The sequence below is a fragment of the Bacteroidota bacterium genome, from assembly GCA_016706865.1.
GTDB lineage: Bacteria > Bacteroidota > Bacteroidia > Chitinophagales > BACL12 > UBA7236.
Genome location: JADJIS010000002.1, coordinates 54,999 through 68,825, shown reverse-complemented (window position 1 = coordinate 68,825; position 13,827 = coordinate 54,999). Strand labels below are relative to the sequence as shown.

The following is a 13,827-nucleotide window of genomic DNA, read 5'->3' as shown; positions in this document are numbered from 1 at the left end:
CCCTGCTAAACTTAATTAGGCTCTGCGGGAGTTGATGTAGAAATAAATTTTTCATTGAGTGCAAATATACTACTTTTTTTGAAATGCAAAAAAATCATAAATAAATTTAATAAAATTTTTTAACCGGCTGGAATATGAATTGGACTTCCAATTGATTCTCCTAACCAGGTATGCTCCACATTAAATCCCGCCAACCAAATAAATCCTGCATTTTCTCCAAATAGTGAATCGCCATAATTATCTGTATTAAATTTAATTGATAAAAAATTATCCAATTGTTTTGATCGTAAATTAACAAAATAAGATTTATCCATTTCCTTCTTTGCTTTTTCAATAAAAGCATCATACATTAAATCAAACTCCTCCGACATAATTTCAAATGTATCTTCCATCAGATTTGGAGCATTTATTTGACAGTGCACACAATGATTAATGGTGAGTTGCAAAGTTTTAGAGATCCATTGTTCTGAGTGTTTATTATTTCCTTCCCAGTTATAATAATCGATCATGATCGTCACTTTTCGATCAAACAGATCTCCGGCTTCTATGGTAATGGAGTTGATGGAGCTGTCGTGGAAGTTTAGATTTATGAGTTGGTCTTTGTAGTTGTGCATGATGGATATTGGTTATTTGATCTGGAATGTTTGAAAATGTTTTTCCAGAATAAAATTTTAGATGCAGATTGTATTTACGATAACCATTTTTGAATTTGTAGCTCATAAATGAAATATATTTTAAATCCAAATAAGTTATAAGTTAAGAGCTTTAAACTAAAAATATATAAAACAATACTGTGTTTAATCCTTAAATGTTAACTCCTCATTTTGCCTGTCGTTAATATATTCAAGAATATCACCCGGCTGGCAGTCTAAGGCTTTACAAATGGATTCTAATGTGCTGAAACGAATTGCTTTCGCTTTGCCGGTCTTTAAGATGGATAAATTCGATAACGTTAGATCAACTCTTGCAGAAAGCTCATTCAACGAAATTTTTCGTTTTGCCATCATCACGTCTAAGTTTACAATAATTGGCATAGCTTATACAGTTAAATCGTTTTCGTTTTGAATTTCTACTCCCTTTTTAAAAATGGTGGCAATAATATAAATTACCGCCGCCATTAAAATAAATGCCTGACTATCTTCCCAAAATTGGTTCAAGTTATCAATTTCATATCCGTGATGCATTAAATTTTTAGCGCTCTGGTTTGCTATATAACTTAATAGTCCGATCGAAAGTGTATAATAACTAATTTGAGATATCCGCTTCGAAACATAAGTACTAAATGGTTTAGCCAGATCAATTTTGCTCACAAGCAACACGGCAATATAAAACAACACTGCTTTCAAAAGCGAGATCACCAAAATAAAACTATACATACTGAAAAAGGCGAATTTACTCCTTTCATACATTTCACTCAGATCCAGTTTTTGGTAAAGGTTCTGCACAAATTCCGGTCTGTAAAGACTGAAAACAAAATTTACGAGCAAACCCCCGGCTTCTATGCACAGACCGATAAAGATGAGCCAGGTGATGATGATTAGGGCTTTGAATATCCAGTTGTTTGTTTTTGCCATAGTTGTAGGGTTTTTGGGCAAAGGTAATAAATATTTATTGATAAACGATGAAAATGTGGTGAAAATCGGAAAATGTTGTTTAGTAGAGGGGGAATCTAGAGGTTTTATAATGGAGGCTAGGAGGTTGGTGGGATTATGGGTATAAGGTTTGTTACAATCACCCGTGGCTTAAACCGATTATCCTTCAATCAATTGGATCCTTAAACTTGTAAATGTCGATAATTGTGAAACTATCCTCTTTGATCAGACTATATATTTCTCCCCGGCTTCCTCGAACAAATGTCCCTAAATAATTGTCTGGAATTGGTCTTTCCCATTGCCATGTTTCTTTAGTTATTACTCCATTCATTTTATTGACGGAAAACCATTGTCCATTGCAATCTATAATTATAAAATTCTCCTTTGTTTCAAATAGATAGGAGTTGCAACCTTCACCAGGGTCGCAATACATTTTTACATTATTAATTTGTTTACCACCGGTATCGTAAACGCTCAATTGTTTACAATGGTCAACCAGAAAAGGATGTTGGTCAATTCTAATCGAATTGGAGTTTATTTGACTTTGAGTGGAGCAAGAGATTAGGAATTGGAATAGGGTGAAGATGGGTATGAGGGATTTCATTGGTTAACGTTTTGCGGCTTGGCGATGTGGCGGATTTTTAGCACAAAAGTTCAATAGAATTACTGCTGTTGAACCTTGCACAAATGTTTCATAGAAGCACTTCAGCCGCCATATTGCCAAACCGATGTTACCAGCTGGCGTTCTTGTCCACTGTGTCTGTAAGCCATTGTTGTTTAGTATCACTGTCATTGTTGTGTCGGCTGTGCGTTTGCTGTTACTGTCTTTATTTCCCAAATGTCTTTGTTAATTGTGTTTAATAAATCATCATATCTATCTTTGTGAATAGCTATACACAGCAAGTCAGTTGGTCGTGAAAAGCCAACGTAAGCCATTTTAGCTGAACTTTTATGATGAACTTTTGTGTCATTAAAACTATTGCCCAAAAATTGACTTGATAATCTTTCAGATTCGTGTTTACCTTGATAACACGATTCCAAATATAATGTCGCACAATGTGTTTGTCCTTTTACTGAATGAACGCTTGTAATTTCAATTTCTAGACCTTCTTCTTTGTAAAGGTTGGTAGGTGCTAAAATTTCGCCATTTTCGGCAGGAATTTCGGTGTTGTCAGTGTTGATGAAAGTCAAACTTGCTGAAAGAGCATTTTCAGAAAACATAGCAAATAAAGTGGGAATATAGGTTTTTATACTTTCCCAAACTTCGTTTGTTTTCTCTTGTATTATTCCGATTGACCAATTGTAAAGATTTAAATTAAGTTCATCATATTTTTGAACGTCTTTTTCGTGAATATAGTCAATGAGTTTTTTCTTTGTGTAAGGTCTGACGTCTGTGGTATTGATATTTTCTAAACGTAGGATTTTTAAGAAAGCGTTTAAAATGTTTTTACGCAAAGGCTCTAATGTTTTCTTTTTCTCGTAATACAACAAATAACTTTTCAAGTTGTCGTAGTCTTGTTTGGGTTTTCCTTTTTCTTTCTTAAAACCTTTGTAATAATCTTCTAAACGTAGTTTTGTTGCATCATTCCGACTTGTTCCATCTTCTTTCCAATCTGTATTCCAACAAACAACTTTTATTGACTTTTCTGAATTTACAAGCCCGTTGTCTTTTATAATTTGAGCAAAACAAGGAATAATGTTTCCAATGTTTGCAGTATCAAAAACCAAAATATGCGGCTTTATTTCACACTCATTTTTTCCGATAATATCAAAATTATTATCGTTGTATAGAGCAAATTTCTTCACTACATCGGCAATATGTTTACTTAATCTTTGGCTACCTGATAAATTTAAAACATTATCAGGATTTGCTCTTAATTGCCAAACTTCGTTTGTTTTGACATTGTTTGAAGAATTATAGATTGCTTGATTTCTGTCGCCAATTCGTTGGATTTTTGAAATGCTGTTTCCGTCATCATAAAAAATTTTTTCAAGCAAGTTGTATTGGTGCGTGTCCATATCTTGCATTTCGTCCACGAATACGAAAGAAAAGCGTTTCTGTAAAATGGTTATCATAGTCGGAATTTTGCTCAAATAAACATCAGCTAAGAAATAAGCATCGTCATAGTGTAGAATACCAGATTTTAGAATGGATTTTTTGAACTCAAAGAACCATTTATACACATCTCTTTTTTCTTCTTCTGTGTAATCATTATAATTTTCTGCCCTTGTTCTACCGCGTGGTTTGCTAATTTCCAAAATTCCTTCGTTTAACTTTTTAACTAACTGAATTTCGGTCGATAAATGAAATCTATAATTGTAAAATAATCCCTCGTTATTGTTTTTTATATAAGCAACTTTATCGGTTATATTTTTTCCGAAATTTAGCTTATATAACCAAGGTTTTTCAGTGAAACTTTTTATTATCTCGTTGTAAATTTCGTGGTCAATCCTATTGTGTTTCTTATTGAATTTTTGAACGTAGTATGGAATCGCCAAAAACTCATCAACAAAACTTTGTATTGTGCCAATAAAATTTGGATATGAGAACAGTTTCGGAGAATGATTTTGAATTTTTTCTTTTATCTCGTCAATAGCACCGTTAGTATGCGATAAAACCAAAATTCCAGAACCGTCAGCAAAAGGAAGCCTGCGTTCTAAAATAACCAACTTTGCAAGTAACGCTGTTGTCTTTCCGCTACCAGGAACTGCTTGTAAATCTATTGTGTTGAAATTACGAATAAACACTTTGCGCTCTTCGTCAAATTCTTTCCCGTTAGGCAAAAGAATCTTTTCTGCGTTTCGAATTTCATCGTTCGATATGTTGTCAATTACCTGTGGCATATTTAATCGCTTTTACAAGGTAATTAATCGTGTCGTTAGCATCATCTGTAATTTGAATGGCGGGAGCTACCTTGATTAATTCTTCATCAATGGCGTTTGCAATATGATAAGCAATGGCTGTTTTTTTCAAAGTTTTGTTTATCAACTTTGTTGCAAGTGCTTTTTCAAAATCCGTTGCCCAATCTGTATGCGTATGAATTGCTCTTGCCGCATTTTGTAAGAGCGTTGTTAAACTCGCTGATTTAAACAAAGAATATTCCAAAGTCCAATTTGGTGCAGGAAAATATTTTACTCTTTGTTCTGCTTTACCGTTTATAGTTGCTAATTTCGCTTGCGTTTCCTGTTGAACGGTTTGTATATCTCGTTTTACAAAATCATCTCCGTTCTTTTCATATTCTCTAATGTCGGAATCGGTAATTACTGCAACAGGAATTGTCATATTGGGTTCTACTTGTCGCAAGTAAATTTTTGCGTAGTGGTCAAAGCCTGTGTGTCCAATATTTACAATGGAAACGCCTTTTTCGGTTAAGTTAATACCGATTGCTTTTGCAATGCTTGGCAAAAGGAGTTCTTCTGCCCAACCTTCAACTAAAATCACGCCTTTGGCAAAAAACAAATTAGCTTTTGTGGTGTCCAAAAATTTTTCTAAAAACTTGTAATCGTCTTTCTCTAACTTGGTGTAAGTATCACCCATTGGAAATGCATTTGAATTATTGCAAATAATCAAGTTTTCCAGTTTGAGTTTGGAAGCTAAATTCGGACTGTGTGTTGTAAGAATAAGTTGAATATCTTTTTGTTTTTGAAATACTTCAATCACTTGCATTTGTGCTTGTGGGTGCAAATGTGCTTCCAATTCTTCAACCAAGCCTAAACGCAAACCTGACCAATTTGATTTGGTTAAATGAAGCAATTCCGCAGCCATAAACAAACGGTTTAACGTTCCTAAGCCTGGGTTTGGTTCGCCCTTCAAAGTCAAGGTAAGTTTTTCAAGTATACTTTTGATATCGGTAGATGTTGATTCAAATTCACTTTCGTTATCCTTGCTGTAAAAACTTTTAATGTAGCTGTCAATTTTATCTTTTATCTGTTTACCCTCTGTGGCTTTGGGCTGTCCTGCTTCATTAATGCCTTTGAAATAATTTTCTAATTCTTCTTTCAAACCCGAAAAGATTTTTACCAAATCATTGTCTTTTTCTTTTCCTTTAAACGCTTCATCGCCCAAAAGAATTTGTGACAAACGCGAATTGCGTTTTGCAATCAATTCGTTTTCAGCATCACGCAAGGGTTTTAGATATGTGGCTTTTAGATATTCTTTTGCTTCTGCTGTTAGTAAATAGCCGTCTTCATCAACACCTGCTTTTACATCAGTTGGTAAAATTTTATCCGCTTGACGTTTTACATCGTAATTGAGTTTTAAAAAAGGTTTTGCATTTGTACCTGTACCGTTCCAGCCCAACCATTCTGTAAAGTTTTTTGCCTCTTCAGGAATTAAATTTTCAAAGGTTAATTCAATACGCAAACGATTTGAGTCTTGGTAAAAATCCTTGTCATCAACTCTAATGTAATCGTAGCTGTGCGTTTTTAAAACCAATTTTATGGCATCAATAATGGCAGTTTTTCCCGAGTCGTTTTCGCCAATAATTACATTCAAACCTTTGGTTAGGTTTAAATCCAAATTCGGTTTTGAAAGGTCTATTTCGCCTACTGCACCAAATTTCCTATAATTCCAAAGTTTGATGTTTGATAGATACATTGTTTATGTTTTACGTATTCCTTTTTTTTGTTTTCTAAACTCTAATTGTTCAGTTTTTAGTCGACTGTTTCATTGTTGCACTGTCGTCCTACGCTTGCTGGTAACGTTTTGGCGCTTAGCGAAGAAGCGGATTACGAAGCGCAAAGTTGTTTGTCAGCAAAGCATTGAACAATAAGCACAATACTTCATGTTACATAATGAACCCGCCTTTTCGCTAAGCGCCTGTTATAACCAGTGGTTTACGATAAATTCCTAGTCAAGTATAACTTTCCTGCAAGTTCTTTGTTTGTCAGCAATTAATTCAACTAAATAAATTCCACTTGGTTGTGTCATTTCGACGTTCAAGAAATCATTATTCATGGATCCGATGTAGACAGTCTCGCCGGTAATGTTATAAATATTTACAGACGCGTCACCATTTAAGCCATGAGCACGGATGTAAACAGTGGAGCCGAAAGAATAGATAATTGCATTGGATACCTCGTTGTCTGCATCTGGGAGTCCGGTTCCAAATTGTGGTATTGTGTCGTGGGCAAATTCTACAATCCTACCAACTGTGTCGCCCGCTATAATAGGGACATCCGGCAATAGTTCATAAGCGTAATCTTTTATGACGAGTTCATTTCCTCCGTCCAGCACACTACAGCGAATCCAACCGTAATGGTTTTTATATTCACCATCTGTAAAAAATTTAAGCCACACACCAATATAACCATCAATGTGTTCCGGAAACCAGTAACCCCCTGAATTATAGAAAAAAGGTGGTGTAATTTCATCATAGCTAAACATTAATTCTCCAGCTGGTCCCCAGCCGTTTGGCCATGGCCCCCCTGTATATAGCTCTTCATCAATCGTATCGCCTATAGATAGAAATTTTATTATTCCAATAGGGCCAAAGTATGTACTATAGGTTGTCCAAGGTCCTATGCCATAGTCCGCTGCTGCATGAACTTGGTGCCAAATAAAAGAATTATCAGACCCCGACGTAAACGTCCATAATTCATTTCCGAAACTAATGTCCCAAGTCCCATCTGTATTAAAATCTAAGTTCACCCCGGACTCTCCTGGGTGTATAATTATATCTGGATCAATGTCTACGTAAACAGCTTTAGCACCAGCTGGTGAATTAATTGATAAGAAAGCAGATGCCATGGCTGTATAAGCCGGAAGCTTGAATTTATCTTTCATGATTTCACAAGAGTTTTATTTATTTCAAAACCTGTATCTGTTCTAATCTTAACGAGATACAAACCAACAGGAAGTGATGCTATATTCACGGGTTGATGCTCACCAATTAATTGAGATGAGATATATTCTCCTGAAAGTGAGTAAATTTCAACTGTCAGATTTCCATTGGAATTTAGATCAGATGTGAATTCAATATAAAAAGCGCTATTCGCCGGGTTTGGATACAGCATACATTCATGGCCGTTGCTTAGGTTAATAGAGTCAGCATCCTTATGAATTATGACATGCCATAGGTGGATTTTTGCATAACCAAAACTCCTTGCAGGAACAGTAAAGTGATACTGTGGCAACCAGGAATACGGATCAGGTTCAGTAATTAGTCCAATATTATGCGATTCCCCGCCAACTACATCATCCTCATGCAGGTTAATTGGGTAATCGTCATTGTAGCATGTGTTGATTTCAAACGTATTGCCCAGGCCGGCTGTAGAATATAGTTGTTGAGCATCAACTCCATAAACCACTGGAGGTTCGTCAAAATAGATTAGATATCCTAGGGCGTCTTCAAGGCGCGTTTTATTTAATGTATAGCAATGTGCTTTGTCTGTCCGATTAGAAACATAAATGTACAGGTATGTTTTTGGATGGTCGATAAATACGGTCACAGGAATTTCTGGTGTGCCTGAACCAGATCCAACCGGAATCAAATGATTACTTGGAAGATAGTTAAGATCATTTTTACTTATTTCGCTCAGCAAGTCAAAAGCATGGTAGATGATGCGTTTCCGGTAGTAGTTTTTACCATGATAATACTCAAAGCCTTCCCCGACAACATCCGTTATGCCATCATAAATTAATTCATTATCACCTCTTGTAAGTGTTAATAGATCACCGTCGCTACCGCCGGCGAAATTCTGGATTGTAGCCAGTGTGAAAAAATTATTCGCATATTGTGTATTGAAATTTACTCTGATATTTTTAAGCACCCACTCAAAATCAATAAATCCTTGCATGTAACCGTTCGAACAAACATATTCCCTATCGGAAGCTCCTCTTCCAACGTTTACGTTCCATTCCGTTACCCAAAGCTCTTTTCCATCAATTCCGGGAGTTAAATTAAAATCGAAAATATCGCTGTACGCGGTTAGCGCTTCATTATAATAGGTTGTTATAAAATCATAATAATTTGCATGTTCACGCCCTGACATATCTTGCCATATGCCGGAAATTTTATCATATGCGTCTTGTAATCGAGTATCATATGAATTATAGAACCATTTATCGGTTGGCGGATCGTCACAACCTAGTGGATCCAAAGTGCATGAACCAGGAAGTCCAATTGACGGATAGCCAGCGTCACATAAATTGTTATTTAATATATCAGACCATCTTGAAGGTATTGCCCATCCATCAGATAAAAATGCTGCATCACTCATATAATATGTATGCAAAATAACCGCATCAAACTTCTTCCTTCCCGTAAGCCCCTCCACATCATTATAATGATCTCTCACACTTGGATTCCATTCCACATCAGTTGGGCATAAATCTTCAAGTGGTCCAAAACCATATTCTCCAGCTGGGTCATCAGGCACGGCCATGGCGATTCCTGTGATCGGTCCGGCTGGAACGCCCAGTTTGAGGTTGTAAATATCAGGGTCCGCTGAACCCTTAAATGCTGTTATGTAGTCATGTCCTACATTATTACCGCTACCATCTTCTTCGTTCATTGCAGCTCCTAATAATGTTTCAAGATTTGCTTGCTGAGTGGCATCAGTGTAAATATCACCATTAATGTAGTCCCAATAATTTCCATCACCCGCGTCGTCGAAACTATGAATATCCAGAAAGTAGGAAAAAGGACAAGTGCCCACTTCGCTGCCTAGTTCAATTCCGGCGATTTGATCCGGAGTGAGTGCAACAATCCCGTTTTGTGCAAAATCCATCATATACTGAACAATAGCTACACACTCAGGAGCCGGTTCACTTAGTATATTCAGGCAAAGCACCACATTGACTTTATGCTCAGGGTGCGCGGTTTGAATTTTTAGTATGAGGCGTAAAAAATCATCAAGATAATTTGTAGTTGCAGTAAGCTGATCGTTATATTTACCTATATAATTGTCAAACAAATGTGCTAGTTGATGAGTGGCATCATCCTGCATCCAGGTGATCCAGTTTGGCCAGTTTGCAACGTAGTTCTGGGTCAGTAGTGTCGCTACGGGGTCAGGGCAGTTGATGATGCCATCTGACAAATCAAAGTAGCGTAGTATTTCATCAAAATCATACCCATAGCCGGTAGATTTTACATTGGTAAGCGGATCGCCATCATCAAGCGAGGGGATTGTGTGCAGAATGTGCATGAATTTGTTCAATGACCCATGAGGAAATCTCAATACCTCCGGTTGCAGGTCACTAAGCCAATCCCATTGCAACTCTGTTGTTGGCGACCATGTGGTTACGCCTAATTCATTGGGCAGGGTACTTTGATCGAACATACCTGATGTATTGATACCAAGAAGATTTTTATTGAACCACTTTGGATTTCCACCAAGATCAATTGTCGAAATGGGGATACCCAGTTTCATTGTAAGGGTCAGCAGGTTGAGCTCTTCAGTGTTCACTCTGCCCTCCACCAATGTCGTCGAATCGAGTGGGAACAACTGATATGCCGATGTGTCATTTTCTGGAATAAAGTATGCCGCTGTATCGGTGACATAATAGTAAGCCAAAGTGTCATTAGGTTTATTGAAAACCACACCTTCAGCTACTTCACCAAGTATATAAGTTTGCGTGGTATCTTGTTGGGCAAAATACAGGGTTGTGTCTTCCTGAAGGAAAATAATACTGTCAAGCCCGTCTGTGAAAATTTCGGCAGTGTCAGATACAGAATAAATAGCGGTTACGTTAACAGTATCGGTAATCGCTGAACTATCAGGTAGGATCGTATCAGGTATGGCAAAGTCTACCGGGTTGTTAAAACTATATGTTACTGTATTTTGTAATGTCATACTCAGTAAAACTGAAAAGGAGAATAACAAACAGGTTGCCGTTGTTAATTTACAAATATTTCGGGAATTGGTAGTTTGGATTTTCATAATGAATGCTTAAAAAAGTAAATAAAATTTTGAATCGGGTCAAAGGGAAACGATATAAAACCCGCCTTCGCCTGTGTTTATTAAGCCGAATGACAGTCCACTCAGCGTTTCTGTCAATGATTGCGATATGTCTGCTAACTTGCTGAACCATTGGTTATAACAAATTATTTACGCACCATCTCGCTTCGACTCCAAAAATAAACTCACCTCCTTCCTCACTCTAACCGTAATAACCGCTTACCACAAATGCGCAAATCTCCAAATACAATTTCAATATGGTTCAGGTTCAGATCTGGTTATTACTTAATCTAAAAATACAAACTACACCACCATCTCACCAACCTTTTGCAAATATTTCAGCAGATTCACTATTTATAGTGAATCTTATTACAAATTTTGCATCGTCACACTCTTATTTCTGCATTTTTTTCATGACAAAACAGATGTGTCTGTTCAAATTGTTGTAAATCAATTACCAGGAAGTTTAAAAAACAAAACTTCACACATTTCCAATATCTGTGAGGTTTTCTTCCATTACTACCTCGGTAATACAACATATGTATAAAAAATGTAAAGGTTTTATTTATTTGTCCGTAGGAAGTTATTGCCTTTACTATTTTAATATAGCAAATTCGTTGTTTGTGAATATAATCTTTCTTTAGGAGTATACAATTTAAAAAACTTAGATTTTTTCATCAAAGCCACCTGATTAATGCTATTATTGAGTTACCTCATACAATCTAATCCTCACATCACTTTAAAACTAATCAATAGCACTTAATTAACCAATAATTTAATCATCACACTATCTAAATCCACCATTAAGAAATATACTTAAATTTTTCATAAATTCTTCCTGTTTCACATAACAAAAAAAATCATGTTCAGATAAAGTTGAGGTAGGTGCCGCTTTGAAAAGATGTTGAAGGTCCTTCTTTTTTAGCATACAGATTGTTTTCTCGATCTCCTCGTTTCTGTTGCATCCTAAAGTGGTTGCACTTAATTTACCGGTAGGAGCAATTGATTTTATTTTTTTACCAAAAAGTTTAAATTTTTGTTTCTTTAATACTTCATCGTTGGTATTGTATCCGATAAAGAACCTATATTTTAATTGTTCTTTACAGTCTGTTAAATCTATAAAAGTTGAGACACCTGGTATTGATGGAGCATTCAAAAAAACATTTATTTCCTTATCGGGTAATGGCTCCTTATTCATTAACTCGCCAATTTTGCTTGACAAATCTCCTGCTTCAAGCTTTGTGGTGGTATTCATCAATGTAGAGGTGGCTACAGTACTCCCATGGGAATGAGTTATTATATCAATTGGTAGGTCGGTTTCCATTTCCCGGATTATTCTTCTAAGGTAAATTGCACTTAAATAGGCTCTGTTACTATAATATGTGTAAGCTAATGCAGTTTTAGGTGATTCAAAATTCGAATAATCGCATGCATCCGCGCTATCAAATTTAGATTCTTTTTGGCTTCCAGAAGGCCATAAAACGTTTATTAATAAAATATCTTCAGCCTTTAAATTGCTGTTTGCTATAAGAATTCTATCTAATATGATTTTACTTTGAAACACTGCCAGGCTATAAGGCACATTATACCCATGAATAAAGAATATTATTTTTTTATAATTTTTTGAATCAATCTGATTATTTATTTCCTCTATTTTGACTGGAACATGTTTAGCATTCCAAGTTTTGATAAAATCAAAATAATCAATATCATATTGCCAATTTGGAATTATCTTTAAACAATTAGCTCTTTTAATTTTACAAAATTTGTCAGGAAAAGCCTCTGCTTTTATAAAGGCATTTATTGTATCATCAGATTTGCCATGGTATTCCTCGTTGAATAGATCATAGAAAGAATTTTTAGAAAAATTTCTGTAATCCTTGTCAGTATTTCCAAGTATCTTACTTTTTATATTTAACAACTCGGGATTGTTTTCAGGGTATATACAGCCTAAGCCGTCAAACTTAATATTAACCACATTTGCCCCTGATGGATATTCATGAAAGGAACTTAAATCCTCTCCAAAAAAATCATTCCAATTTCGCACAATTGTTTGCCTTTTAACTGAGTCCTCTAAATAATTGTTGTAATAAAGTTGACACATACAAGGAATATTACATTCGGAGCATTTACTTTCATCAATTGGATCTTGAGAATATACATTAATGATTATAAATGTACTGAGGGCAATTAAAATAATTTTCATAATAATTATTTTTACGTTTATTTATAGACTATTCTAGTCCGATCATGTTTGGTGTTACGAAAAATCCAAGTGAAAGTCCGGCATTAAGATAAAAGTAATTTTGAGAGTAATAAATATTATAGGTATCACTTCCAAAGTAACCTCCACCAATAAATAATGAAGTATTTGGAGAAGAAGGAATTCTCCAATGATAATTAAGATTTAAATTAATCCTTTTTGAAGCTTCATTTAATATAGTGCGGGAACCTAAAATTGCAGTTGAATTTAAAACGATTCTATATTTTTCTCTTACATAAGATTCTTCGTATTGGTGTCCATTAATCAGGTCGCAAAAGTTTCTTACTCGAATTAAACCCATCGTAAAATTTAAGCGATAGTCACCATAACTATTTTTCAATTGTTCAGCCGTGTTGATATGTTTTTCAATACCGAGTTTTCCATAAAGATCAAAGTATTCTGCTTTGCTATTCTTACAAGCAGCTTTATTTTTGGATTCCATTAGTATTCTATTTCGAAAATGAAATGCTGGTTCAAAAAAGTTGGTTTTGAAATTTCCGTTATATAAATTGAATGCATTAGTTGAATCAAATTCATTCCCATCTTGGCCATTTGAATGATGAAAAAATGAAATGCTTAAATACTTTAATTTTAAAGTGTTTTCATTTATTTTTTTTAATGGAATATAAATACTTGCTCCTGGCATATAACTGGGAGTCCTAACAGGTAAAGATGTATCCCCAATATTTGGATTTTCATGAAAAATTCTAACCTTATATCTCGGGGTTAAATGTATTGGAAATTTCATCCAACTTCCTCCAATTACGAATTGAGGAGATATATCAGCGGATAAAATATACCAACTTTTTGGATTTCCAATATCTAAAAATGGGGGAGAAACGTAGCTGAGGTTTGAATAATTTAATGTTTGATTTAAGAAAGTCTTGTTACTAATTCTTTTTTGCAAGATTTCTAAGTCGTCTTCTGGGATGGTTTGGCCCAGAACGAAATTCCAAATAAGGAAAAATGAAATTAGAACTTTAATTTTCATAATATGTGTTTTAAGTCAATAGTTTATTTAAACCGATTTTCAACCGCATAGTAAAATCACGGTCACCTATTAATAACAAC

10 protein-coding genes are annotated in these 13,827 nt (G+C 35.2%); all 10 read right to left on the bottom strand.

Annotated features, from left to right (window positions below):
* Window positions 1–119: 119 nt before the first annotated feature.
* Window positions 120–614 carry a hypothetical protein gene (locus tag IPI31_03510; protein ID MBK7566871.1) on the bottom strand — a complete coding sequence of 165 codons (495 nt, stop codon included), beginning with the start codon at window positions 612–614 and terminating at the stop codon, window positions 120–122.
* 183 nt (window positions 615–797) lie between these two features.
* Complete coding sequence (locus IPI31_03505) at window positions 798–1,034, bottom strand: helix-turn-helix transcriptional regulator (GenBank protein MBK7566870.1); 237 nt, start codon at window positions 1,032–1,034, stop codon at window positions 798–800.
* Window positions 1,035–1,037: 3 nt separating this feature from the next.
* The gene (locus IPI31_03500; GenBank protein ID MBK7566869.1) at window positions 1,038–1,574 is read right to left on the bottom strand and encodes a DUF2975 domain-containing protein; all 537 of its coding nucleotides are present in this window, start codon (window positions 1,572–1,574) and stop codon (window positions 1,038–1,040) included.
* A gap of 184 nt (window positions 1,575–1,758) precedes the next feature.
* Entirely contained in the window at window positions 1,759–2,196 is a 438-nt protein-coding gene (locus IPI31_03495; protein ID MBK7566868.1) for a hypothetical protein, read from the bottom strand.
* Window positions 2,197–2,381: 185 nt separating this feature from the next.
* Window positions 2,382–4,436, bottom strand: coding sequence for an ATP-dependent helicase (locus IPI31_03490; protein MBK7566867.1), 2,055 nt, complete (start codon window positions 4,434–4,436; stop codon window positions 2,382–2,384).
* Window positions 4,420–6,189, bottom strand: coding sequence for an AAA family ATPase (locus IPI31_03485; GenBank protein MBK7566866.1), 1,770 nt, complete (start codon window positions 6,187–6,189; stop codon window positions 4,420–4,422). Before IPI31_03485 ends, IPI31_03490 begins: the two co-directional genes overlap by 17 nt.
* A gap of 252 nt (window positions 6,190–6,441) precedes the next feature.
* Window positions 6,442–7,377 (bottom strand): T9SS type A sorting domain-containing protein, encoded by a 936-nt coding sequence (locus IPI31_03480; protein MBK7566865.1) that lies wholly within the window; start codon window positions 7,375–7,377, stop codon window positions 6,442–6,444.
* The gene (locus tag IPI31_03475; protein ID MBK7566864.1) at window positions 7,374–10,475 is read right to left on the bottom strand and encodes a T9SS type A sorting domain-containing protein; all 3,102 of its coding nucleotides are present in this window, start codon (window positions 10,473–10,475) and stop codon (window positions 7,374–7,376) included. Before IPI31_03475 ends, IPI31_03480 begins: the two co-directional genes overlap by 4 nt.
* 805 nt (window positions 10,476–11,280) lie before the next feature.
* A complete protein-coding gene (locus IPI31_03470; protein MBK7566863.1) occupies window positions 11,281–12,699 on the bottom strand; it encodes an alpha/beta hydrolase in 1,419 nt (472 codons plus the stop codon).
* Window positions 12,700–12,727: 28 nt separating this feature from the next.
* Complete coding sequence (locus IPI31_03465; GenBank protein ID MBK7566862.1) at window positions 12,728–13,747, bottom strand: phospholipase A; 1,020 nt, start codon at window positions 13,745–13,747, stop codon at window positions 12,728–12,730.
* Window positions 13,748–13,827 lie beyond the last annotated feature (80 nt).

Coding starts and splice junctions, on each gene's coding strand:
- IPI31_03510 (MBK7566871.1), bottom strand. CDS start 614: ATGCACAACTACAAAGACCAACTCATAAATCTAAACTTCCACGACAGC.
- IPI31_03505 (MBK7566870.1), bottom strand. CDS start 1,034: ATGCCAATTATTGTAAACTTAGACGTGATGATGGCAAAACGAAAAATT.
- IPI31_03500 (MBK7566869.1), bottom strand. CDS start 1,574: ATGGCAAAAACAAACAACTGGATATTCAAAGCCCTAATCATCATCACC.
- IPI31_03495 (MBK7566868.1), bottom strand. CDS start 2,196: ATGAAATCCCTCATACCCATCTTCACCCTATTCCAATTCCTAATCTCT.
- IPI31_03490 (MBK7566867.1), bottom strand. CDS start 4,436: ATGCCACAGGTAATTGACAACATATCGAACGATGAAATTCGAAACGCA.
- IPI31_03485 (MBK7566866.1), bottom strand. CDS start 6,189: ATGTATCTATCAAACATCAAACTTTGGAATTATAGGAAATTTGGTGCA.
- IPI31_03480 (MBK7566865.1), bottom strand. CDS start 7,377: ATGAAAGATAAATTCAAGCTTCCGGCTTATACAGCCATGGCATCTGCT.
- IPI31_03475 (MBK7566864.1), bottom strand. CDS start 10,475: ATGAAAATCCAAACTACCAATTCCCGAAATATTTGTAAATTAACAACG.
- IPI31_03470 (MBK7566863.1), bottom strand. CDS start 12,699: ATGAAAATTATTTTAATTGCCCTCAGTACATTTATAATCATTAATGTA.
- IPI31_03465 (MBK7566862.1), bottom strand. CDS start 13,747: ATGAAAATTAAAGTTCTAATTTCATTTTTCCTTATTTGGAATTTCGTT.